26 protein-coding genes are annotated in these 20,174 nt (G+C 66.2%); 10 read left to right on the plus strand and 16 right to left on the minus strand.

The genetic code is table 11. From position 1 onward, the window contains the following. Positions 1 to 45 precede the first annotated feature (45 nt). From G566_RS0112420 to G566_RS14915, 5 genes are all read right to left on the minus strand, one after another. Positions 46 to 1,080, minus strand: a complete 1,035-nt coding sequence (locus tag G566_RS0112420) for a lipocalin-like domain-containing protein (RefSeq protein ID WP_022680995.1) — start codon at positions 1,078 to 1,080, stop codon at positions 46 to 48. Continuing rightward, positions 1,080 to 3,635 (minus strand): FtsX-like permease family protein, encoded by a 2,556-nt coding sequence (locus tag G566_RS0112425; RefSeq protein ID WP_022680996.1) that lies wholly within the window; start codon positions 3,633 to 3,635, stop codon positions 1,080 to 1,082. Before G566_RS0112425 ends, G566_RS0112420 begins: the two co-directional genes overlap by 1 nt. Beyond that, a complete protein-coding gene (locus G566_RS0112430) occupies positions 3,635 to 4,318 on the minus strand; it encodes an ABC transporter ATP-binding protein (protein WP_243442453.1) in 684 nt (227 codons plus the stop codon). Before G566_RS0112430 ends, G566_RS0112425 begins: the two co-directional genes overlap by 1 nt. 105 nt (positions 4,319 to 4,423) lie before the next feature. Next, positions 4,424 to 4,837 (minus strand): VOC family protein, encoded by a 414-nt coding sequence (locus tag G566_RS0112435; protein WP_022680998.1) that lies wholly within the window; start codon positions 4,835 to 4,837, stop codon positions 4,424 to 4,426. Next, positions 4,834 to 5,202: a DUF1465 family protein gene (locus G566_RS14915; protein ID WP_022680999.1), complete on the minus strand. Its 369-nt coding sequence runs from the start codon at positions 5,200 to 5,202 to the stop codon at positions 4,834 to 4,836. Before G566_RS14915 ends, G566_RS0112435 begins: the two co-directional genes overlap by 4 nt. 139 nt (positions 5,203 to 5,341) lie before the next feature. Here G566_RS14915 and G566_RS14435 point away from each other — a divergent pair, with 139 nt between their 5' ends. Next, positions 5,342 to 5,815: an Hsp20 family protein gene (locus G566_RS14435; RefSeq protein WP_022681000.1), complete on the plus strand. Its 474-nt coding sequence runs from the start codon at positions 5,342 to 5,344 to the stop codon at positions 5,813 to 5,815. On the opposite strand, the gene G566_RS14440 is transcribed toward G566_RS14435, so the two are convergent. Beyond that, positions 5,816 to 6,364, minus strand: coding sequence for a tetratricopeptide repeat protein (locus G566_RS14440; protein WP_022681001.1), 549 nt, complete (start codon positions 6,362 to 6,364; stop codon positions 5,816 to 5,818). 12 nt (positions 6,365 to 6,376) lie between these two features. Continuing rightward, a complete protein-coding gene (locus G566_RS0112455; protein WP_017668309.1) occupies positions 6,377 to 6,574 on the minus strand; it encodes a YdcH family protein in 198 nt (65 codons plus the stop codon). A gap of 224 nt (positions 6,575 to 6,798) precedes the next feature. Here G566_RS0112455 and G566_RS15180 point away from each other — a divergent pair, with 224 nt between their 5' ends. After that, positions 6,799 to 6,957: a YdcH family protein gene (locus G566_RS15180; RefSeq protein ID WP_022681002.1), complete on the plus strand. Its 159-nt coding sequence runs from the start codon at positions 6,799 to 6,801 to the stop codon at positions 6,955 to 6,957. Between the two features lie 68 nt (positions 6,958 to 7,025). Here G566_RS15180 and dksA read toward each other — a convergent pair whose 3' ends face one another. Continuing rightward, complete coding sequence (gene dksA / locus G566_RS0112465; RefSeq protein ID WP_022681003.1) at positions 7,026 to 7,514, minus strand: RNA polymerase-binding protein DksA; 489 nt, start codon at positions 7,512 to 7,514, stop codon at positions 7,026 to 7,028. A gap of 214 nt (positions 7,515 to 7,728) precedes the next feature. Continuing rightward, positions 7,729 to 8,316 carry a polyhydroxyalkanoate synthesis repressor PhaR gene (gene phaR, locus G566_RS0112470; protein WP_022681004.1) on the minus strand — a complete coding sequence of 196 codons (588 nt, stop codon included), beginning with the start codon at positions 8,314 to 8,316 and terminating at the stop codon, positions 7,729 to 7,731. A 75-nt stretch (positions 8,317 to 8,391) separates the two neighbouring features. Between phaR and G566_RS0112475 the strand changes: the two genes are divergently transcribed. From G566_RS0112475 to G566_RS0112490, 4 genes are all read left to right on the plus strand, one after another. Beyond that, on the plus strand, positions 8,392 to 9,378 hold the full coding sequence (locus G566_RS0112475; RefSeq protein WP_029131644.1) for an alpha/beta fold hydrolase: 987 nt from the start codon (positions 8,392 to 8,394) through the stop codon (positions 9,376 to 9,378). 62 nt (positions 9,379 to 9,440) lie between these two features. Continuing rightward, positions 9,441 to 10,613 carry an acetyl-CoA C-acetyltransferase gene (locus tag G566_RS0112480; RefSeq protein WP_022681006.1) on the plus strand — a complete coding sequence of 391 codons (1,173 nt, stop codon included), beginning with the start codon at positions 9,441 to 9,443 and terminating at the stop codon, positions 10,611 to 10,613. A gap of 5 nt (positions 10,614 to 10,618) precedes the next feature. Further along, positions 10,619 to 11,152: a class I SAM-dependent methyltransferase gene (locus G566_RS0112485; RefSeq protein WP_022681007.1), complete on the plus strand. Its 534-nt coding sequence runs from the start codon at positions 10,619 to 10,621 to the stop codon at positions 11,150 to 11,152. Continuing rightward, positions 11,152 to 11,553, plus strand: a complete 402-nt coding sequence (locus G566_RS0112490; RefSeq protein ID WP_022681008.1) for a PaaI family thioesterase — start codon at positions 11,152 to 11,154, stop codon at positions 11,551 to 11,553. The genes G566_RS0112485 and G566_RS0112490 overlap by 1 nt, the downstream gene beginning before the upstream one ends. Here G566_RS0112490 and G566_RS0112495 read toward each other — a convergent pair. From G566_RS0112495 to metX, 3 genes are read right to left on the minus strand one after another with little or no spacing between them, the layout of a single operon-like run. Continuing rightward, the gene (locus tag G566_RS0112495; protein ID WP_022681009.1) at positions 11,550 to 11,933 is read right to left on the minus strand and encodes a DUF1905 domain-containing protein; all 384 of its coding nucleotides are present in this window, start codon (positions 11,931 to 11,933) and stop codon (positions 11,550 to 11,552) included. The genes G566_RS0112490 and G566_RS0112495 overlap by 4 nt on opposite strands. Before the next feature lie 14 nt (positions 11,934 to 11,947). Beyond that, complete coding sequence (gene metW, locus G566_RS0112500) at positions 11,948 to 12,541, minus strand: methionine biosynthesis protein MetW (protein WP_022681010.1); 594 nt, start codon at positions 12,539 to 12,541, stop codon at positions 11,948 to 11,950. Positions 12,542 to 12,551: 10 nt separating this feature from the next. Then, positions 12,552 to 13,655: a homoserine O-acetyltransferase MetX gene (gene metX / locus G566_RS0112505; RefSeq protein ID WP_022681011.1), complete on the minus strand. Its 1,104-nt coding sequence runs from the start codon at positions 13,653 to 13,655 to the stop codon at positions 12,552 to 12,554. A 61-nt stretch (positions 13,656 to 13,716) separates the two neighbouring features. Between metX and hisC the strand changes: the two genes are divergently transcribed. The 4 genes from hisC (at position 13,717) to G566_RS15520 (ending at position 16,848) form a co-directional block, all read left to right on the plus strand. Next, positions 13,717 to 14,823, plus strand: a complete 1,107-nt coding sequence (gene hisC / locus G566_RS0112510; RefSeq protein ID WP_022681012.1) for a histidinol-phosphate transaminase — start codon at positions 13,717 to 13,719, stop codon at positions 14,821 to 14,823. Then, the gene (locus G566_RS0112515) at positions 14,823 to 15,722 is read left to right on the plus strand and encodes a prephenate/arogenate dehydrogenase family protein (protein ID WP_022681013.1); all 900 of its coding nucleotides are present in this window, start codon (positions 14,823 to 14,825) and stop codon (positions 15,720 to 15,722) included. The genes hisC and G566_RS0112515 overlap by 1 nt, the downstream gene beginning before the upstream one ends. Before the next feature lie 158 nt (positions 15,723 to 15,880). After that, entirely contained in the window at positions 15,881 to 16,090 is a 210-nt protein-coding gene (locus G566_RS15515) for a hypothetical protein (protein WP_156874525.1), read from the plus strand. Positions 16,091 to 16,110: 20 nt separating this feature from the next. Beyond that, positions 16,111 to 16,848: a CsgG/HfaB family protein gene (locus G566_RS15520; protein ID WP_156874526.1), complete on the plus strand. Its 738-nt coding sequence runs from the start codon at positions 16,111 to 16,113 to the stop codon at positions 16,846 to 16,848. A 72-nt stretch (positions 16,849 to 16,920) separates the two neighbouring features. On the opposite strand, the gene G566_RS0112525 is transcribed toward G566_RS15520, so the two are convergent. From G566_RS0112525 to mltG, 4 genes are read right to left on the minus strand one after another with little or no spacing between them, the layout of a single operon-like run. Continuing rightward, positions 16,921 to 17,883, minus strand: coding sequence for a hypothetical protein (locus G566_RS0112525; RefSeq protein ID WP_022681014.1), 963 nt, complete (start codon positions 17,881 to 17,883; stop codon positions 16,921 to 16,923). Continuing rightward, complete coding sequence (locus G566_RS0112530) at positions 17,880 to 18,605, minus strand: lysophospholipid acyltransferase family protein (RefSeq protein WP_022681015.1); 726 nt, start codon at positions 18,603 to 18,605, stop codon at positions 17,880 to 17,882. Before G566_RS0112530 ends, G566_RS0112525 begins: the two co-directional genes overlap by 4 nt. Beyond that, on the minus strand, positions 18,605 to 19,210 hold the full coding sequence (locus G566_RS0112535) for a YdcF family protein (RefSeq protein ID WP_022681016.1): 606 nt from the start codon (positions 19,208 to 19,210) through the stop codon (positions 18,605 to 18,607). Before G566_RS0112535 ends, G566_RS0112530 begins: the two co-directional genes overlap by 1 nt. Further along, positions 19,207 to 20,172, minus strand: a complete 966-nt coding sequence (gene mltG, locus G566_RS0112540) for an endolytic transglycosylase MltG (RefSeq protein WP_022681017.1) — start codon at positions 20,170 to 20,172, stop codon at positions 19,207 to 19,209. The genes G566_RS0112535 and mltG overlap by 4 nt, the downstream gene beginning before the upstream one ends. Positions 20,173 to 20,174 lie beyond the last annotated feature (2 nt).

Raw genomic sequence — 20,174 nt, forward strand, 5'->3', positions numbered from 1 at the left:
CCTGCCTGTGCGGCTGTTAGCGCCTGAAAGCTCACATCCGCAACATCACATTCTCAGGGGTGCTGCATATCCCGTCAATTCCAGATAGCCGCGCCCGCCCGGCACGGTGACAGCGCCTTCCCAATAGACCGGCCCGCCGCTCATCCGGCTGTCCAGTTCCTGATCAGCCATCATTGGCGTCACCGGCAGTTCGCGCCAATTGCCCCCAACCCGCAGCGCCACCACGGGCCGCACCGGCCAGCGCGCCTTGCTGCGCGGGGATTGCCACCAGCCGCCGGCTTGCCAGCGCACATCCTCCGGATTTAGCACGCTCAACACACCACTCTTGCTGCGGTGGCTGCCGCCGGCCCACAGCGCCGCGCCAGCCTTGTCACGCATCCGAAACAGCGTGACGGCGCTGCCATCATCCATGTTGAGGCCCAACCAATCCCAGCCCACGGCGCGGGAATTCATCAGCGTGCTCGACCATTCGCGGTCCAGCCAGGCGGTGCCGGTCACAGCCTGCCCGTCCAACCGCCCGGCAACAGCCAGATGCGGCCAACTGTAATAATGGCTGGCCTCGCCCACGCCCGGTCCCTTGCGGCTGAAGCCGGCCTTCCCTTGCAGGATGACGGGTTGGGTTGGCGTGAAGGCCAGATCGAAGGCGAAGCCGTCCCCGGCCAGCTTGACATGCAATCGGCCATCTTTGCCGCGCCACAGCCGCCAATCGTCGAGCGTCACATCCATGTCGCCCACCCGCGCATTGGCGAGGCCAAAGCCCGCGCGCGCGATGCGGGCGGCGTGGCGAAGCTTGCCGTGCGCAGGATCGGCCAGCGCCGCATGCGCAAAGATCACCTGGCGCGGCACAAAGGCCGAGGGGTTTGCCGTGTTGATGTCCGGCCGCGTGCGGAAGAAGGTGATCTGGAACCCCTTCCTGCCCTGTGCCGTGTTCAGCCAGCCGGTGACATACCACCATTCGGTGCGGAAATCGGGATGCGCGCCGTGATCAACCGGGAAGCGCAGCGGCACACCCGGCCGCACCGGCGCGAACGTTGCCGCCAGCAGCAGTGGAGCCAAGAGGAGGAGCAAAAGCCGAAGCATCACCAATCCGCCCGCACCGCCAGCAGGGCACGCTTGCCCAGCGCGCGCCGCCCGGCCACCACTGCCGTGCCGCCCGCGCACGCCACCAATGCCGCCACCAGCCCGGCCAGCAGCGGCCACGGCAGCGCCAAATCCATCGTCCAGTGGAAGCTCTGCGGGTTGACGACGCGCACCAGCACCAGCGCCATCACCAACCCCAGCGACAGGCCGGAAAGCGCGCCGATCAGCCCCAACCCGGCGCCTTCCAGCCCCAGCATCTGCAATATCTGCCGGCGCGGCACGCCCACATGGCGCAGCATGCCGAACTCGCGCATCCGCGCCAGCACCTGCGCCGAAAAGCTGGTCGCCACCCCAATGAGCCCGATGATGATGGCGATGGCTTCGAGCGCATAGGTGACAGCGAAACTGCGATCGAAAATGGTCAGCGCCACGGCCCGCATCTCCGCCGGGCGGCCAAACTGCGCCTGGCCCTGCACGGCCACCGGCAGCGCCGCCTGCAAGGCCTCCTGCACCGCGCGCGCGTCGGCGCCGGGATTCAGATCAAACGCTGCTTCCGTCGCGGTCGCATCCCCGGTGAAACGGCGATAGTCCTCAAGCGGCACGACAATCGCCCCCCATTGCCGGGCATAATCGCGCCAGGTGCCGGCCACGAACAGCCGGCGCGGCACACCACCGATCACCAGTTCATGCACCTCGCCCTGCCGCCAACCATAAAGCCAGGCCAAAGGCTCCGAAATCAGCGCGCGGGTCGTGCCCGCCGGCGCTGCGGCGTCTGTCTCGGCAATCAACGGCACCGATGCATGGCCGCCCTGCGCCATCACGGCCACGGCCGGCCTGGCCGGATCAATACGCACCGAAACGACCCGCTGGAACCGCACCTGCGCCAACCCCGGCACCGCCGCCAGCCGCGCCTGCGCTTGGGGGTCCAGCCCGCCCGCCTCCGCCCCTTCCAGATGCAGGTAGAGATCAGACGGCAACACCGCGACCAGCCAATCATCGACACTCTGCCGGAAACTGGCGACCATCACCGCCATCGCCACCATCAGCGCGGTGGACGCCACAATACCCGACAGCGCCAGCCCGGCGGCCTGCGGCACGCCCCACAACCGCCGCACCGCCAGATCGAGCGGCAGCCATGTGGCTCCCCGCCGGGCCAGCGGCGCCAGCAGCAGTCGCGCCAGCGCCGGCATCAACGCCACGCCCCCGGCCAGAAGCAACGCCATCGCGGCATAGCCCAGCAGCGGCAAACCAAACACCGGCGGCCCCAAAGCCGCCAATCCGCCCGCCGCCAAGAGGACAAGGCTGGGCCAGGCGCGCGGGGCTTTGGCTGGATCGAGGGCATCGCCCAAGCCCTTCAGCGCCTGCGCCGGGGCTGTGCGGGCGGCGGCCAATGCCGGCGAAATGCTGCCGGCCAGTGCCGTCGCCAGGCCCAGCCCGCCAAACAGCAACGCAGCGGGCAGATCAAAGCCCAGCCGGGCCTGCGTTCGGCTGAAATAGCCGCCGCCCAGATCACCGCCGAACTGTTCCACCACCAAAGTCGCCAGCCCGTAACCCAGCGCCACGCCGATCACGGCGCCGGCCACACCCAGCAGCAACCCCTCGGCCAGCAATTGCCGCACCAACCCCGCCCGCGGTAGACCCAAGACGCTCAGCAGCGCAAATTGCGGCCGCCGCCGCGCCACGCTGAGCGCCTGCGCCGACCACACCAGGAACCCGCCCGTGAGCAGCGCCACCAACGCCAGCATGCCCAGGTTCACGCGATAGGCGCGGCTCAGCGCATCGGCGCGGCTTGCCTCGGCCTCCGGCGTTGCCAGCACGGCATCGGCGGGCAACACCGCCTGCACCGCCGCGCGCGCACCGGCGCCTTCCGCCAGTTTCAGATCAAGCCGGTGCAGGCGCCCCATCTGGCCAAAGCGCCACTGCGCCTCCGAAATGTCGATCACCGCGATCTGGGCGTCATCGCCCGCTGCCGCCAGCCGTCCCATAACCCTGAACTGCGCCTGACGCCCGGCCGCCGTGAGCGTGAAGGCGTCGCCCGGCTGCAACCCGGTGGCACGCTGCAACGCCGGCGAGAGCCAAACGGCATCGCCTTGCCATGCCGGGCGGCTGCCCACGCCCGATTGGCCCGCGCGCGACAGGCCCACGAGCCCCGGCGTCACGCCCATCGCCCGAAGCGGATCAAGCCCGATCAGCGTGAACCGGCCGCCTTTTGCGTTCGATCCCGGCCGCGCCAGCTTGCCCCAGCTGGCGGTCAATTCCACCACCGGGCTGATCGCCTGCACTTGGGGCAACCGCGCCAGCTTGGGATAAAGCCCCTCTTCCAGCCCGGCCGCTGATCGTGCCCGCACCGCCACATCGGCCCGGCCCTGCACGCTCGCCACCGCGCGGCCGAAACTGGCCAGCGCCGCACTGTTCACCATGTGCACCGCAAAGCCCAACGCCACGCCCACCGCAATCGCAAGCACGGCCAGGCCCATCCGCACCGGATGCGCGCGCCATTCGCCGGAAAGAATCCAGAGCGTTGGCAGCCAGCGGGTTGGCACCCAGTTTTGCATCAAGCCGGAACGAGGCCGCTGGCCGAAAGCCGCAACACGCGATCGGCTGCCGCCGCCACCATCTCGCTGTGGGTGACGATCAGCACGGCCGCCTGGCGATCACGCGCCTGCGCCAACAGCAAATCGAGGATACGGCCTGCGGTTTCGGGATCGAGATTGCCGGTCGGCTCATCGGCCAGCACCAGCCCGGGGCGATGGACCAGCGCCCGCGCGATGGCCACCCGCTGCAATTCCCCGCCCGAAAGCACCGCCGGCCAGTCACCGCCGCGCCCGGCCAGGCCCACTTCGGCCAGAGTCGCCTCCGCCCGGGCCAGCGCATCGGCGGCGTTCATGCCCGCCAGCAAGCACGGCAGGGCCACGTTGCGGGCCAGTGAAAGGTGCGGCAGCACATGAAAGGCCTGGAACACGAAGCCCAGCGCCAAGGCGCGCAAACGGGCCCGGTCCGGCTCGGCCAGCGCAGCGACATTTTTGCCGCCGATCAGCACCTCGCCGGCATCGGGCGCATCCAGCCCGGCGATCACGTTCAACAGAGTCGATTTGCCCACTCCGGATTCGCCGGTGATCGCCACCACCTCACCCGGTGCCAGCGCGATATTCACCCCCGAAAACAGGCTGCGCCGCCCGCCTCCGGCCAGGGGCACGGCGCGGGCAAGTCCGGTGGCTGCCAAAACAGAGGTAGCCACCGCCGGGACGGCAGAGGGAGTGTCGGGTCGCATCGGAAGGGTTTTAACCCAGATGCCTGCGATTGTTAGCCGGGTGTGGCGACGTGCCCTGCTCCGGCCATCACCTCACGCCTGCTTGGTGAACAGATTTTCCGGGTGGCGCATCGCCTTGAATTCCAGCGCGTTGCCGGCTGGATCAAAGAGGAAGAACGTGCCCTGTTCCCCCGGCTTGCCGGCAAAGCGCACATGCGGTTCCATTTCAAAGGCCAGGCCGGCGTGGCGAATGCGGTTGCCCAGCGCTTCCCAGCCGGCCCAATCCATCACCAGGCCGAAATGCGGCACGGGCACGCTGTCGCCATCAACCGGGTTGCGGTGGATCGCGGATTTCGGCGCCTTGTGCACCACCAACTGGTGGCCGTGGAAATCGAAATCGATCCAGGTTTCCGAAGACCGGCCTTCGGGGCAGCCCAGCACGGCCCCATAGAATTGGCGGGCAGCCGCAAGGTCATCAACCGGGATCGCAAGGTGGAAGGGATTCAAGGCGTTTCTCCATTCAAAGCGGCAAGCTGGTGGGCGCGGGCTAGCACCTTGCGGCTGGCCAAAGCAATCGGGCCCCCATCGGTGGCCAGCAAGGGGTGATCGGCGGGCAACGGCGGCAGTTCGGGGCAATCGATCGGCCCCACTACCGTCACCTCGCCATAATGATCAGGCCGCAGCAACCAGTTCATCACGGCCAACAATCTTGTTGTGACGCCAAGCGCCTCCATCGATGCGGCCAACCGCGGCCCAGGCGGCAATTCCTCGCGCCACAGCCGGCCCGGCCCGTCAAACCAGCGACGGGCGGCTTCAGAAACGGCGATGGTATCGCGATACAGCGCATCAAGATGATCGCGCAGCGGCACCACGCGCCGTGATTTGCGGCCTCTTGAAACCGCACCAACGCTGCCCAAATTGAAATTGCCGAAGCTGCCAGATGGGGCGCCGGCGCCTCCCGGCCCATGGTGGGCGGGATCAACGGCATCTTTGCTTGAAGAGGATTTTGCCATGCGTGGATTTGATATCTCTCCCTTGCTGCGTTCGTCCATCGGATTCGAGAATCTGAACCGATTGGTGGAAATGGCCGGGCGCGTCGAACCCGGCGACGCCTACCCCCCGTACAATATCGAAAAGCTGGGCGACGGCGCCTATCGCATCCAGATGGCGGTGGCCGGTTTCGGCCGCCATGAACTGGACATCACGGTACAGGAAAACATGCTGATCGTGGTCGGCCAGGCCGCGCCGGAAGCCGATGCAAAGGAACGCCTGTTCCTGCACCGCGGCATCGCCAAGCGCGCCTTTGAACGCCGTTTCCAGCTGGCCGACACCATCAAGGTGACCGGCGCCGGCTTCGAGAATGGCCTGCTCAACATCGAGCTGGTGCGCGAGATTCCGGAACACAAGAAGCCACGCAGGGTGGAAATCTCTGCTGCCGTGGATGCGCTGCCGGTAACGGACGAAACCCACCTCGCTGCGGAATAATCAGCCCCTCAGCACCTTCCGGCGCTCGACGCGGAACCGTTTCAGTTCCTCGGCGGGCGCCGGCCAGCTTGGATCGGCTCTGGCGGCGGCGGCATAATCGTCCATCGCTTCCTTCAGCCGGCCGGCCACTTCCAGCGCCTGCGCCCGCGCGAAGAACGCCCGCGCCGGCTCTTTCGGCCCGATTTCGATGCCGTGGCTGATCAGCGCCACCGCCTCGGCCTCGCGGCCGGGCTGGCGGGCCAGCACAACGCCCTTGTTGATCCACGCTTCAGCAAGGCCCGGCGCAGAGCGGATGGCCAGATCGAAATCGCTTTCCGCCTTGTCCAGCTTGCCGGCGCGCAGCAGGGCGATGCCGCGGTTCATCAGCATGGCAAGGCGCTGCGGCGCCGCCACGTCGGGTTGCCGGATGGCTCTGTCACAGCGGACAAGCTGGCTGCGACCAGGCCGGTCGGCTTGCGCGGCAGCAAGGCACGGTTCGTCACTGGCGGGCACCTCCTGCGAATACAACGGCGCTGCAACCAGGCAGAGCAGGAACAGCACCTGGCGCACCGGATCCCTCCGTCAGGCGATGATGTCGGGGATCAGCAGATCCTCGAGCATGGCGATTTCGTCCTTCAGCAGCAGTTTCTTCTTCTTGAAGCGCTGCAACTGGATCATGTCGGGCATGGGCAAAAGGCGCAGGGCGTCGATCGCGGCATCAAGGTCGCGATGATCCTGCTTCAGCATCTCGATCCGGTCGCGGATCTCGACTTCATCCACGCTGAACGCTCCTCCACCGCTGCGCCTGCGAGAGCGCGGCTGTCTTCCTGCGTTAACCGCTCTTCATGTCGGCCGGCAAGGGGGGCCGTCGCGCTGCGCTGAAATCATCCCAAACCGGCGATGAATTTCCGTTTCAGGCATGGACAGGGCAGCGGGAACGTGATGCACTCTCGCATCCCGCTGCCAGACGTTGCTGGCAGGGGATGTAAAAAGGGAATGTGCCAATGGCCAATGCCCACCGGGAACAGTTGATTGCCCGTCATGCCAGGCTGGATGCCAGCCTTACCGCCGAATTGAAGCGGCCCCTGCCCGATCCGACGACCTTGCGCCGGTTGAAGCGGGAAAAACTCAAGCTCAAGGATGAGATCGGCACCAGCCACTGAAGACTGGGCAATGATGGCATAACATCGGCCGCGCCCCGGATCTTGCACCGGGGCCGCGGCCTTTTTTCTTACTCGTCGCGGCTCACCTTCTCATCACGTTCGTGCCGTTCCTGGGCATCGATCGTCATGGTGGCAATCGGGCGGGCTTCCAGCCGCTGCAGGCTGATCGGTTCACCGGTCATTTCGCACCAGCCATAATCGCCGGTTTCGATGCGGCGCAGCGCGGCATCGATCTTGGAAATCAGCTTGCGCTGGCGATCGCGGGTGCGCAGTTCGATACCCCAATCGGTTTCGCTGGCGGCACGATCGGTCAGATCGGGTTCGCGCAATGGTTCGGCCCTCAGGGCTTCCAGCGTCGCTTCCGATTCTTTCAGAATCTCGTCTTTCCAGATCAGCAACTTCTTGCGGAAATACGCCAGCTGGCGCGGGTTCATGAACTCCTCGCCTGCGGTTGGACGATAGTCTGGCGGCAGATCATCACCGTCGGCTGGCACGATCAGCACCCCATCATCGTTGGTACTCGGCCCGGAAAACGCACCATATGATTCGCTCTTCATACCAACACCCCATAATCGGTGCCGGCCTGCCGCCCTTCACGGGACAACAGCCAGCCCCGAACCTCCGCCCCGCCAGACCCCTCCGGCAAGACCTCTCCCTCGGCGCCCCTTAAACCTGTGAAGGCTCAGCGGCAAGCGGTGAAACGGGCCCAAAAAGACTGTCACGAAACTTTCGTTTACTGCGATTGCCGGGCATTCGCGCATGGGGACTGGCTCAGCCCTTCAGCCCATCGATGCGGGACTGGATGGCGGCCAATTGTTCCTTCAACTGGGCCACTTCATCGGCCGCGGGCGCCGGCTTCTCGCCGGATTTCTCCGCCGGCTTGCCGCCCGCTTCGCGCAGCAGGCCGCCGGTCATCATTTCGGTTGCGGCCTGGAACATCGCCAGATTCTGCCGCGCCAGTTGTTCAAACGGCTTCAGCGCGGCACTGCGGAACATCGCCTGATTCTCCGCAAAGGCCGCCATCGAGGCTTCGAGATAATGCGGAACCATTGATTGCATCGAATCACCATAGAGCGCGATGATCTGGCGCAGGAACGACGTGGGCAGCATGGTCTGCCCCCCGGCTTCGCCTTCCATCACGATCTGGGTAAGGACGGATCGGGTGATATCATCTCCGCTGCGGGCATCGAACACCTGGAAATCACGACCATGGCGCGTCATTTCCGACAGATGATCGAGCGTGATGTAACTTGAGGTTTCGGTATTGTAGAGCCGCCGGTTGGCGTATTTCTTGATAATCACAGGCGCCTGGCTGGATGTGCCGGCCTTGGCGCCGGGGGAGGAAGAGGCATTGGCCATGGAAGCTCCCGAAATAAATTATCCATATTTGCGTAGCAAATGGCATGTTGCGGTGCAATGCCGCATCTCCACCCCATGACCCGCTCCCCCGGCCCTCACCCGCTCCCCATCTTCCTCGCCACGCTGCAGGCGGTCTGCGCCGATGATCCGGCGCGACTCGCCACGGCGCTCGCTGGCCTTGCCCGCTACCAGCAGGCCCCGCGCCCGGCGTCGCCGCCCAAGCGCCCGGAGGTCGCCCGCATTGGGGAAGTTTCCCTGCGCGGCACGCCCGGCCCGCGCCCGGTCGTCATCGTGCCGTCGCTGATAAACCCGGCGCATGTGCTCGATTTGCCCGGCCGCAGCCTGATGGCGCACCTTGAATCAGCCGGCCTCAATCCACTGATCATCGATTGGGGCGACTCGCCGGAACCGCTTGGCCTTGCGTCGCTGGTCAACGTACGCCTCGCACCGCTTGTGGAGAAACTGGGCCAACCCGTTGCCATGTTGGGCTATTGCCTTGGCGGCACGCTGGCGCTGGCACTTGCGGCGCACATACCAATCACCCGCCTGGCGCTGATCGCGACGCCGTGGCACTTCGCCGGCTATGGCGACGGCCAACGCGCCGCGCTGGCGGAGTGGTGGGCCAGCGCGCAGCCACTGGCGCAGACCATGGGGCAATTGCCGATCGATCTGCTGCAATCGGCCTTCTGGTCGCTCGATCCCGCCGGATTGGTGGCCAAATATGCGCGACTCGCCACGGCCAATGCCGATGATCTGGCTGATTTTGTGCAACTGGAAGATTGGGCCAACGGCGGCGCGCCACTCAGCTTGGCCGCCGTGCAGGATCTGGCCGCGCTGTACGCCAGTGGCCGGTGGGACGGCGTGGACGCCACCGCCATCGCCGCCCCCATCCTGGATTTCATCGCCGGCGCTGATCGCATCGTCCCACCGCAAGCGGCTTTGTCCGCGCTGGGCATCGGCACGGCACTGCAGCTCGATGCCGGCCATGTCGGCATGGTCGTCGGCCGCCGCGCGCGCGGTTTGTTGTGGGAACCGCTGGCAGATTTCCTAGGCGGCGCGTGATGGTGCAGCGCAGCAAACTGGCCTAATCTGCGTCAAACGATTCGCACAGCCAGGGGATCTCCATGACCAACATCGTCATCACCGCCGCCCGCCGCACTGCCGTGGGCAGCTTCATGGGCAGTTTCGGCAGCACCCCAGCGCATCTGCTCGGCAAGGCGGCGATTGAAGCGGCGCTGGCCGATGCCGGCGTGGCCCCCGGCGAAGTGAGCGAAGTGATTCTGGGCCAGGTGCTGACAGCAGCGCAGGGCCAAAACCCGGCGCGACAGGCCGCCATGGCCGCCGGCATCACGCTGGAAGCGCCGGCTTATGGGGTCAACCAGGTTTGCGGTTCCGGCCTGCGCGCCGTCGCCATGGCCGCCCAGGCGATTGCCAATGGCGATGCCGGCATCGTTGTGGCCGGCGGTCAGGAATCGATGAGCCTTTCCACCCATGCCCAGGCCCTGCGCTCGGGTCAGAAGATGGGGCACATGGAATTGGTTGATACGATGATCAAGGATGGCCTTTGGGACGCCTTCAACGGCTATCACATGGGAATCACCGCCGAAAACGTCGCGGGAATGTATCAGATCAGCCGCGCTGCACAGGATGATTTCGCCGTCGCCAGCCAGAACAAGGCCAGTACCGCCCGCGCTGCCGGGCGCTTCGCCGCCGAGATTGCGCCGGTCACCATCAAGGGCCGCAAGGGCGACGTGGTGGTGGATACCGACGAATATATCCGCGACGGCGTCACGCTGGACAGCGTTTCGGGCCTGCGCGGCGCCTTCAAGAAGGACGGCACGGTGACTGCCGCCAATGCCAGCGGCCTCAACGACGGCGCCGCCGTGCTGGTGCTGATGAGCGAGGAAGAGGCCAATCGCCGCGGCGCCCCCATCCTCGCGCGCATCGCCGGTTTTGCCAGCGTTGGCGTCGATCCCGCCGTGATGGGCATCGGCCCGGTGCCGGCCAGCCGCAAGGCGCTGGCCAAGGCCGGCTGGAGCGTGGCTGACCTCGATCTGGTCGAAGCCAACGAGGCGTTCGCGGCCCAGGCGCTGGCAGTGGGCCAGGAATTGGGCCTCGATCCCACCAAGCTCAACGTCAATGGCGGCGCCATCGCCATCGGCCACCCGATCGGTGCGTCGGGTGCGCGCGTACTGGTGACGCTGCTGCACGAAATGGGCCGCCGTGATGCCAAGAGGGGCCTCGCCACGCTTTGCATCGGCGGTGGCATGGGGATCGCGCTCGCCGTCGAACGCTGAGCCCCATGTTGATCCGCGAAGCCACCCCCATCGAGCGGCTGTTTGCCGGCCATCGCCCCGAACATCCCAACGGGCGACTGCTGGTGCTGGGCCAGCCGCCGGAACGGATCGGGCTGGCACTGGAAGGCTGGGAACATGTCGCCTGCGTGGCGGCGAGTGACGAGGAACTGCGCCCCGGCACCGTGCGCGCCGATCCGCATCACCTGCCCTTCCACGAAGCGCTATTCGACGAGGTGCTGCTGTCGGCCCCGTTGATCCAGCCACGGCTGATGCTGCGCGAATTGTGGCGCGTGCTTTCGCCGGCTGGTCTCGCCGTGCTGATCGTGCGGGCGCGGCGGCCGTGGCATATCAAGGATATCGGCTGGCTGCGCGAACCGCTGCAACTGCGGCTGGATGAAGCCATGTTCGAAGTGCTGGACTGGCGAGTGGAGAGCCTGCCCGAACGCCACCACGTCGTGCTGGTGGCCAAGACCGATTGGCAGAAGCCGGTGCTGGTCGGCGCGGCCGATCCGGCAATGGTGCCCCGGCTGATCAACTGATGGACGCAGCCACTCTCGCCGCGGTTGTGCAGATGGTGCCGTTTGCCGCCCATCTTGATCTGACCATCAAGGAATTGGGCCGGGATCGCATTGTCGTCCACGCCCTTATCAAGCCGGAATATTGCACCAGCGGCGACACCGCCCACGGCGGCTTCCTGATGGCGCTGGCGGATTTCACCGGCGCGGTTGGCGCGTTCCAGGTGCTGCCCGAAGGCGCAAAGACCACCACCACCATCGAATCGAAGACCAACATGATAGGGGCGATACCGGTGGGCAGCACGCTGGTCGCCACCGCGACGCCGTTGCACGTGGGCCGGCGCACCAGCGTGTGGGTGACGCGGGTGGAGAGCGCCGAAGGCAAGCTGGCCAGCGTGACGACGCAAACACAGATGGCGATCTAGAGCGACAGCTCTACCGTCACCACATCCCCCTCGCCCACGCCTTCCTTTTTCCGCACCGCCGCCTTCACCGGAAGCAGATAGCCGCTCACATCTTTCGACGGAAACACCGACGTCGCCCAACTGGTGCCGCGCAGTGTCACCTTCACATACACCGATCCCCACGCCGCTGATCGCCGCGGTGCCGCCGCGCGGATGCCAGCCGCCACATCGCCGGTGATGGTGAGGAAATGCCAGCTCATCGGGCTGGGCTTGCCGTCCGCCGCCTTGCCCTTCCAGATCCACAACGGCCCGGTGAACGCCCATTCGCGTGCCGAGGGCAGCTCATGCCCCAGCTCTTCGCGCAGGAAGCGGATCAGTTCGGGATCAAGATCGTCGTCCACCGCCCCACGATAGCCTATCGGCGCAGGACGAATACTCCGGTATCCGCCAGCAGATTGGGCCAAATCGCCACCTGCCGGCCCGATGAAAGCCCGGCGCGGCGCTCCACCGTCAGCCCCATCTCCACCGCCAGCGCCTCGAAATCGGCGATGGTGCAGAAATGGATGTTCGGCGTCTCGTGCCAGCTCACCGGCAGGCTGCGGGTGACAGGCATGCGGCCAGACAGCGCCAGGCCCAGCCGCACCCGCCAATGGCCAAAATTGGGGAAGGAAACGATGGCGCTGCACCCGATGCGCACCAACTGCGCCAGCACATCCGCCGGCCGCTGCATCGCCTGCAACGTGTTCGAAAGGATCACCACGTCGAATGCGGCATCGGGATAATCGGCCAGATCGGTATCGGCATCGCCCTGCACGACGGCAAGGCCACGGCCCACGGCGGCGGCCACGTCGCTGGGATCGAGCTCGATGCCGCGGCCTTCCACGCCCTTGGTGTCGCGCAACCAGGCCAGCAACTGGCCATCGCCGCAACCGATATCGAGCACACGCGCGCCTGCCGGCACGGCGGCGGCCACGGCGGCCAGATCCGGGCGCAGCGGAACTGGAGTCATTTTTGGCCCGTCATGCGGTGAGGAACCCGTTGACGACGCGGTTCATTTCCGGCGCGTCGAGCAGGAAGGCATCATGGCCGAACGGGCTTTCCAGCTCCACAAACGACACCGGGGCCCCGGCCGCGTTCAGCGCCCGCACGATGCGGCGGCTTTCGGTGGTGGGATACAGCCAGTCGGAGGTGAAGGAGACCAGGCAGAACCGGCTCTGCACCCCGGCAAAGGCCCGCGCCAGATTGCCGTCATGCGGCTGAGCCAGATCGAAATAATCCATCGCCCGCGTGATGTAGAGGTACGAATTGGCGTCGAACCGCTCGACAAAGCTCAGGCCCTGGTGGCGCAGATAGGATTCGACCTGGAAATCCGCGTCGAACCCGAACGACACCGCATCACGATCCTGCAGGCGGCGGCCGAATTTCTCGGTCAGCCCTTCTTCGGACAGATAGGTGATGTGCGCCGCCATGCGCGCCACGGCCAGGCCGGCTGCCGGCGGCTTGTCGGCCGGATAGGCACCGCCCGCCCACATCGGATCAGCCATGATCGCCTGCCGGCCAACTTCGTGGAAGGCAATATTCTGCGCGCTGTGGCGGGCCGCGGTGGCAATCGCCACCACCTTCTTCACCCGCGCCGGATGGTTCACCGCCCAGGTGAGCGCCTGCATGCCGCCCATCGATCCGCCAATGACGGCCGCCAGCGTGCCAACGCCAAGATGATCAAGCAGACGTGCCTGCGCTTCCACCATGTCGGCGATGGTGATCACCGGGAAATTCATTGCGAACGGTTGGCCAGAGCGCGGATCGATGCTCGATGGCCCGGCGGAGCCCATGCAGCCGCCCAGCACATTGGCGCAGATCACGAACCAATGTTCGGGATCGACCGGCTTGCCCGGCCCCACCAGCCGCGTCCACCAACCGGCCTTGCCCGTAACGGGGTGGGCGCTGGCCAGATATTGATCACCGGTCAGCGCGTGGCACACCAAGATGGCGTTGGTGGCGTTGGCGTTCAGCTTGCCATAGGTTTCATAGGCGATGGTGAGTTCGGGCAGCACACCGCCGCCCGCCAGCGGGAAATCCCCGGGCAGCGTCACGCGGCGATCAAGGCCAAAATGTTCATCCATTGCGGCGCGGGAATAATGGCGAAGGGGTGACTGTGCCAGCGAATTTCGCTAACGGCGCACCATGACCAACGCCGCACCCCAGATAAAGCCCTGGATCGAAGCCATGCACGCCTATGTGCCCGGCAAATCAAGCGCCGGCACGCCCGTGGTGGCCAAATTGTCCTCGAACGAGAATCCGTGGGGGCCATCGCCCATGGCCGTCGCGGCAATGCAGGATGTGATTGCGCAAGGCCATCGCTATCCCGATCCGGCCTCCACGAGCTTGCGTGAGGCGCTGGGCGACAAATATGGCGTGAACCCGGCCCACATCATCTGCGGCACCGGCAGCGATGAAATATTGCACATGATCGCCAGCGCCTTCGCTGGCCCGGGCGACGAGATCATCCACGTGCGCCACGGGTTCGCCGTTTACGAAGGCGCCACTCGCCGCGTCGGCGCGACGCCGGTGGTGGTACCGGATGTGGATTATACCGGCGATATCGATGCCATATTGGCCGCCGTCACACCGGCCACCCGCGTCATCTACATCGCCAATCCCAACAACCCGACAGGCACATTGCTGCCCGCCGCCGACATCCGCCGGCTGATCGCGGGCGCGCCCAGCGATGTCGTGCTGGTGCTGGACTGTGCCTATGCCGAATTCGTCGAAGGCGACTATGAAGACGGCCTGACGCTGGCGCAGAGCCTTCCCAACCTGATCGTCACCCGCACCTTCTCCAAGATCCACGGCCTTGCCGCGCAGCGCATCGGCTGGGCGGTGGCGCCGCTGCCGATCATCGCCGCGCTTGATCGTGTGCGCGGGCCGTTCAACGTCACCACCACCGGCCAGGCTGCTGCCGTGGCGTCGCTGGCAGACGATACCCACCTCGACATGGTGCGTCGCGAAACCATCCGACTGCGCGCCTTTCTGGAGGGTGAAATCGTCGCCTTGGGCAACGCCGGCCTGCGCGCCATCCCGTCGGCCTGCAACTTCATCCTGATCGAATTTCCGGAAGGCGGCCCGGTCACGGCGGCTGATTGTAACCAGTATCTGTTCGATCACGGCATCATCTGCCGTTATCTCGCCGCGCAGAACATGCCGCGCTGTCTGCGCATCTCCATCGGTACCGAAACCGAAACCCGCACCGTCGCCGCCGCCCTGCGCGACTATGTGGAAGGCGCGGCCTGATGCTGCCGTTCGCGCGCGTCGCCATCATCGGTATGGGCCTGATCGGCTCAAGCCTCGCGCGCGCCGTGCGCGAAGCCATGCCCACGGTGCAGCTGACGGTGAGCGATGCCAGCGCGGCGGTGCGGGAACGCGTGGCCGAACTGGGCATCGCCGATGATGTCGCCGATGGCGCTGGCGCGGCTGTGGTGGATGCCGATCTGGTCATCCTGTGCGTGCCGGTGGGCGCCATGGCCGAAGTCGCTGCCGAAATCGGGCCGGAACTGGCGCCCGACACGGTGGTGAGCGACGTCGGCTCGGTGAAAGAAAGCGTGCTGAAGGTGCTGGGCGCCGCCCTGCCCGGCGTGCACGTAATCCCCGCCCACCCGGTGGCTGGCACCGAAAAATCTGGGCCGGATGCCGGCTTTTCCAGCCTGTTCAAGGGCCGCTGGTGCATCATCACGCCGCCGCCGCGCGCCGATGAAGTGATGGTGGAGCGCTTGTCCGAATTCTGGCGGCGGCTGGGCGCCAAGGTCGATCTGATGGATGCGCCCCACCATGATCGCGTGCTCGCCGTCACCAGCCACCTGCCGCACCTGATCGCTTATTCGATCGTTGGCACCGCCAGCGATCTGGAACAGGTGACCAAAGCCGAGGTGATCAAATATTCCGCCGGTGGTTTCCGCGATTTCACCCGCATCGCCGCGTCTGATCCGGTGATGTGGCGCGACGTGTTCCTCAACAACCGCGAGGCGGTGCTGGAACTGCTGGGGCGCTTCACCGAAGATCTGGTGGCGCTGCAACGCGCCATCCGTTGGGGCGAAGGCGACACGCTGGAAAATCTGTTCACCCGCACCCGCGCCATCCGCCGCCAGGTGATCGACGAAGGCCAGGACACCGATAAGCCCGATTTTGGCCGGTAAACCGGGCGGCGCGCAGGGCATAAAATTTACTGATTATGGAACTTCGTATTTATAATTGCAACTATTAGATAACTTTTTCCACAATATTGGGGTCGCGTAACCGCGCGGCAGGCCGAAAACGGCCGCTGCGCAACCAGAGCCTGATTTCGGGGGATCTCATGACGAAGCGTTTCATTCAGACTGTGGCCGCGATGTCCGCCGCCGCCGTGGCCTTCACCGCCGTTCCGGCCGCTGCGCAGATCAATGCCGGCCGCAAGGGTGGCATTGAAAAGGCCCGCGCCGCCAAGACCGCCGAACTGCCCCGGTGCACCAAGGCGCTGGGCACCATGGGGATCAGCGATCCCGAACCCGCTGGTGGGAAGGCCTAGGCCTTGGTTCACCCGAAGCCTTGCTGCGCGTCCATGCCCAGAAATCCGGCTGCTTCCGCCTGGTCAACCGTTCGCAGCGCGGCATGGCCGCGATGCAGCAGGAACGCGCCCTCGCCTCCGGTGGTGAAACCCGCGGCGGCGGCACCATCGGCAAAGGCCAGATGGTGGAAGCCGATTTCACCCTGATTCCCAACATCGTCACCGCCAACCGCAACAAGGGCGGTTTCAAGATCGGCGGCCTGCTCGGTGCGTTCGTGCCGAGCGTTGGCGGCGCCCTGCTACGCGGGCTTGACGTGAAAAAGCGCTCGGCCAACGTCACGCTGGAAGTCGTCAACAACAAGTCGTCGGAAGAATTCGTCACCGAAGGCCAGGCCACCAAGACGGATGTGGGCTTTGGCGCCGGTGGCGGCATCTTTGCCGGCGGTTTCCTAGGGGCCGGCGGTGCCAGCGGCTATGCCGATTCCGAAATCGGCCAAGTCATTGCGCTGGCCTATCTCGATGCCTTCACCAAACTGGTCAGCGATCTGGGTGGCCTCGAAGCCGCTGCTGGCGGCCCGCAGGCCGAACGCGCCGTGGTGATGAAGAACCCGGGCCGCATGTTTGCCGGCCCGGCGCTGAACGCCAAGGTGATCAAGCCGCTCGACGGCGGTGCGATGCTCTATCCCACCGGCAACAAGGAAGGCGGCTTCTGGGAAGTGGCCGACGAATTGGGCGCCAAGGGTTGGGTGAGCGAAATCGCCATCGGCATTGGCAAGTAATCAGCGACTGACGCAACAGCACGGCCATCCGCCAGCCTGGCGGGTGGCCGTTTTGCTGTTCACCGCTAAGGATCAGCGCAATCTGGGGCAGGCCGGCACCCGGCCGCGCCGCGCCCGCGTGGCGAGATCGGCCGTGATGCCCGACAAGGCCACCGCCCCGCCCGCCGGCAACGACGTTTCCAGCGCCAACCGCACCGCGCTGCGCAATCGCTGTTCAGCCGGCGGCACGGTGCCATTCAGCGCCGCCTGCACGGCCATCGGGCAGACCGTTGTGATGGCGCCCGCCAGCCGTGTCCCTGTTCCCAGCGGCACGATAGTCGCATCCAGCTTGAAGATTTCGCCCGTGGCGTCGCTGCCGGTCATCACCAGATCAAGGCTGCCGGCGCTTGAGGCCCAGCGGCGATAATCGTCCAGGCGGCCGGCGGCGCGCGCCGTCACGTCGGCGGCCAGGCTGATCGGCGCGCCCTGCCCCAGCGCAAAGCCCGTGGCACCAATCACCAACTGGCCATGCTGGGCCAGGCGCGGACGGGCAAGCTGGGCAGGAAACACTTCGCGAATGTGCAGTTCAAGGCTGTCGGCGCGGAAATCGGGGCCAAGGCCGCTATTGCCGCGCGCGCCGGGGAGCACGATGGAAAGCCGCGCCAGCCGGTTCAAGCCGGCCGCATCCGGCGCAATCTTCAGGCTCGCCGTGGCCGATGCCGCCTCCACCCGGGCCTGCAGGCCGGCCGCGCCCGCCGTCAGCGCCACGCCCTGGGCCTGGAGCACGGTCAATTCCGGCCGCCACGGCCCGCGGTTGAGCCGCAGCTTGTCCACCGCCAGCGCCACGCTGGTTCCCCCATTGTGCGCCAGTGTCACCCCGGCCAGTTCGGCTTCCATGCGATAGGGGAAACCCGTCACTTGCACGTGCCGGCCGGGGAACCAGCCGGCCAGCGTGGTTTCGAAATCCGCCGCCCAGCCGCGCCAGAAATAGCCATAGGCCGCCAATCCCACCAGCAGCGGCAACAGGCTCAACAACAGCGGCCATCGGCGTTTCATATGCGGCCCTCTGCCTGCAGTGCATTGATCGCGGCGTGCACGCGGGCCTCCACTTCGCCGCGCGGCAGGCCGGGCGGGATCGGAGCGCCCACCTTCATGTGCACGGTGCCGGGATATTTGATAAAGCTTTTCGGCCAAACGCTGCCGCTGTCCAGCGCAACAGTCACCACCGGCAGTTTCAGCATCTTGTAGAGCCCTGCAAAGCCGGCGGCGAGCGGCGGCGTTTCGCCCACACCCACGCGCGTGCCTTCCGGGAAGATCACCACCGGCCGCCCGCTGCCCACCGCAGCTTGCGCCTGCCGCATCATCTCGCGCAGCATCCCGGCCGAGCCGGAACGATCGACGAAGATCGAACCATGCCGGGCCGAGGCCAGGCCCCAGATCGGGATCTTGCGCAATTCCTGCTTCATGACCACCGCCGGCCGTTCGAACCACCACAGCGTGAGAATAGCTTCCAGCGCACTTTCATGTTTCAGCGCAAACAACTGCAGGCCTTGCGGAATTTCGCCGTCGATCTCGATGCGAATGCCGGTGATGGCCCGGCTGCACAGCCGAAACCAGCCCGCCCACAGCTTCGGACCGATATAAAGGCTGGCCCCCGAACCCAGCAGCCCCAGCAGCAGCGCCAGCGGCACCAAAATCAACGATCCGCCCATGAACATGATCTGGAAGATGATGGTGCGAACCAGAGCCAGGAGAGTTGCCAGCGGGTTATGCCGCATCACGCCGCCCCCGCCAGCAGCGCACCCCGGCGCAGCAGCCACTTCGAATATTCGAACGCCAGCCCCGGCGCCTTGGGTTCTGATGGCACTGCGTCCGAAAGCACCTTCACTTGCGGAGGTAGCACGCGCGACAATTCCAGCTGGGCGCGGCGCATGTGGCTGGCGCTGGTTACCAGTCGGATCGACGTGTACTGATGCTTTGCCACCCAGCGCGCGGTCTCTTCGGCGTTCGACCGCGTATCGACCGCTTCATAGCCCAGATCGGTGGAGCGCAGCCGGCGCGTTGCCACCCCGAAGGCTGCAGCGAGTTGGCGGCGGCTGGTCTTCTCGCCCACGCCCGATACCAGCATGCGCCGCGCCGCGCCGGCCTCCACCACCGCCAGCCCGCGCCGGAAGCGCCCGGCCCCGCCGGTTAACACCACCACGCCGTCGCTTTTCACGGCGAGCGGCGCCGGCCCCGGCAGGGTAAGGCTGAACCAGATCAGGCCCAGCGTCCACGCTAGTACCGGCAGCGCCGCGATGCGCGCCAGCCACATCAGCGGCCCGGCCTTGCGGCGTTTCGGAGCCGCCCTGCGCGCGTTGTTGGGGAAGGATCGGCGGCTCACATCTCACCGCGCTGGCGGCGCAGGGCAAACCAGCGCGCCACATTGGCGTTGTGTTCGGCCAACGTCTTGCCAAACACATGGCCGCCGCTGCCATCGGCCACGAAATAGAGCGCGTCCGTCTCTGCCGGATCGAGCACGGCCATGATCGAGTCCCGCCCCGGATTGGCGATCGGACCCTTGGGCAGGCCGGGTTTCAGATAGGTGTTGTAGCCGGTGTCGCGGCGCAGTTCCGATTGGCGGATGCGGCGGCCAAGCGGCTTGCCGGCGGTGATCGGGTAAATCACGGTCGGATCGGCATCCAGCTTCATGCCTACCGCCAACCGATTGCTGTAAACCCCTGCAATCGTTCGGCGCTCACTGGCCTTGCCGGTTTCCTTTTCGACGATGCTGGCCAGCACAATGGCTTCGGCCGGGCTTCTCACCACGGCGCGCGCCGTGCGCTTGGGCCACAGATCAGCCAGGGTCTTGGTCATTGCCGTCTGCATGCGCTTCATTACCACGGCGCGGTCCTCGCCGGGTTGATATTCGTACGTGTCCGGCAAGATGCTGCCTTCCGCCGGAACGCTCGCCTTGCCATTCAGGCCCGGCACCGCATTCAGCCGCTCTGCCACCAGCACCGCCGGCCAGCCTTCGGGAATGGTGACGGTGAAGCGCTCCACCTCGCCCTTCTGCAGCGCGGCGAGCATGTCGCCCCATGCCGCACCGGGCTGCAACCGATAGCGCCCGGCCTGCACCGGCGCATCGCTGCCCAGCACACGGGCGAGCAGGCGGAACTCACCGGCAGACGAGACGAGACCGGCCTCTTCCAGATCGCGTGCCACGCTCGCCAGGCTGGCACCGCGCTTTACCTCGAACGAAACCGCAGGGGCGGCCGTGTTGCCCCAGCCAAACCATGGCGCCAGCACAATCGGCACCCCCACCAGCAACAGCAGGGCAACAAAAGCCAGGATGGCGCGACGCATGG

The sequence above is a fragment of the Sandarakinorhabdus limnophila DSM 17366 genome, from assembly GCF_000420765.1.
GTDB lineage: Bacteria > Pseudomonadota > Alphaproteobacteria > Sphingomonadales > Sphingomonadaceae > Sandarakinorhabdus > Sandarakinorhabdus limnophila.

What these genes read in the sequence shown, in the direction of transcription:
- G566_RS0112420 (WP_022680995.1), bottom strand. Translation starts at nt 1,080, where the DNA reads ATGCTTCGGCTTTTGCTCCTCCTCTTGGCTCCACTGCTGCTGGCGGCA.
- G566_RS0112425 (WP_022680996.1), bottom strand. Translation starts at nt 3,635, where the DNA reads ATGCAAAACTGGGTGCCAACCCGCTGGCTGCCAACGCTCTGGATTCTT.
- G566_RS14435 (WP_022681000.1), top strand. Translation starts at nt 5,342, where the DNA reads ATGCGTGGATTTGATATCTCTCCCTTGCTGCGTTCGTCCATCGGATTC.
- G566_RS15180 (WP_022681002.1), top strand. Translation starts at nt 6,799, where the DNA reads ATGGCCAATGCCCACCGGGAACAGTTGATTGCCCGTCATGCCAGGCTG.
- dksA (WP_022681003.1), bottom strand. Translation starts at nt 7,514, where the DNA reads ATGAAGAGCGAATCATATGGTGCGTTTTCCGGGCCGAGTACCAACGAT.
- phaR (WP_022681004.1), bottom strand. Translation starts at nt 8,316, where the DNA reads ATGGCCAATGCCTCTTCCTCCCCCGGCGCCAAGGCCGGCACATCCAGC.
- G566_RS0112475 (WP_029131644.1), top strand. Translation starts at nt 8,392, where the DNA reads ATGACCCGCTCCCCCGGCCCTCACCCGCTCCCCATCTTCCTCGCCACG.
- G566_RS0112480 (WP_022681006.1), top strand. Translation starts at nt 9,441, where the DNA reads ATGACCAACATCGTCATCACCGCCGCCCGCCGCACTGCCGTGGGCAGC.
- G566_RS0112485 (WP_022681007.1), top strand. Translation starts at nt 10,619, where the DNA reads ATGTTGATCCGCGAAGCCACCCCCATCGAGCGGCTGTTTGCCGGCCAT.
- G566_RS0112490 (WP_022681008.1), top strand. Translation starts at nt 11,152, where the DNA reads ATGGACGCAGCCACTCTCGCCGCGGTTGTGCAGATGGTGCCGTTTGCC.
- metW (WP_022681010.1), bottom strand. Translation starts at nt 12,541, where the DNA reads ATGACTCCAGTTCCGCTGCGCCCGGATCTGGCCGCCGTGGCCGCCGCC.
- metX (WP_022681011.1), bottom strand. Translation starts at nt 13,655, where the DNA reads ATGGATGAACATTTTGGCCTTGATCGCCGCGTGACGCTGCCCGGGGAT.
- hisC (WP_022681012.1), top strand. Translation starts at nt 13,717, where the DNA reads ATGACCAACGCCGCACCCCAGATAAAGCCCTGGATCGAAGCCATGCAC.
- G566_RS0112515 (WP_022681013.1), top strand. Translation starts at nt 14,823, where the DNA reads ATGCTGCCGTTCGCGCGCGTCGCCATCATCGGTATGGGCCTGATCGGC.
- G566_RS15515 (WP_156874525.1), top strand. Translation starts at nt 15,881, where the DNA reads ATGACGAAGCGTTTCATTCAGACTGTGGCCGCGATGTCCGCCGCCGCC.
- G566_RS0112525 (WP_022681014.1), bottom strand. Translation starts at nt 17,883, where the DNA reads ATGAAACGCCGATGGCCGCTGTTGTTGAGCCTGTTGCCGCTGCTGGTG.
- G566_RS0112530 (WP_022681015.1), bottom strand. Translation starts at nt 18,605, where the DNA reads ATGCGGCATAACCCGCTGGCAACTCTCCTGGCTCTGGTTCGCACCATC.
- mltG (WP_022681017.1), bottom strand. Translation starts at nt 20,172, where the DNA reads ATGCGTCGCGCCATCCTGGCTTTTGTTGCCCTGCTGTTGCTGGTGGGG.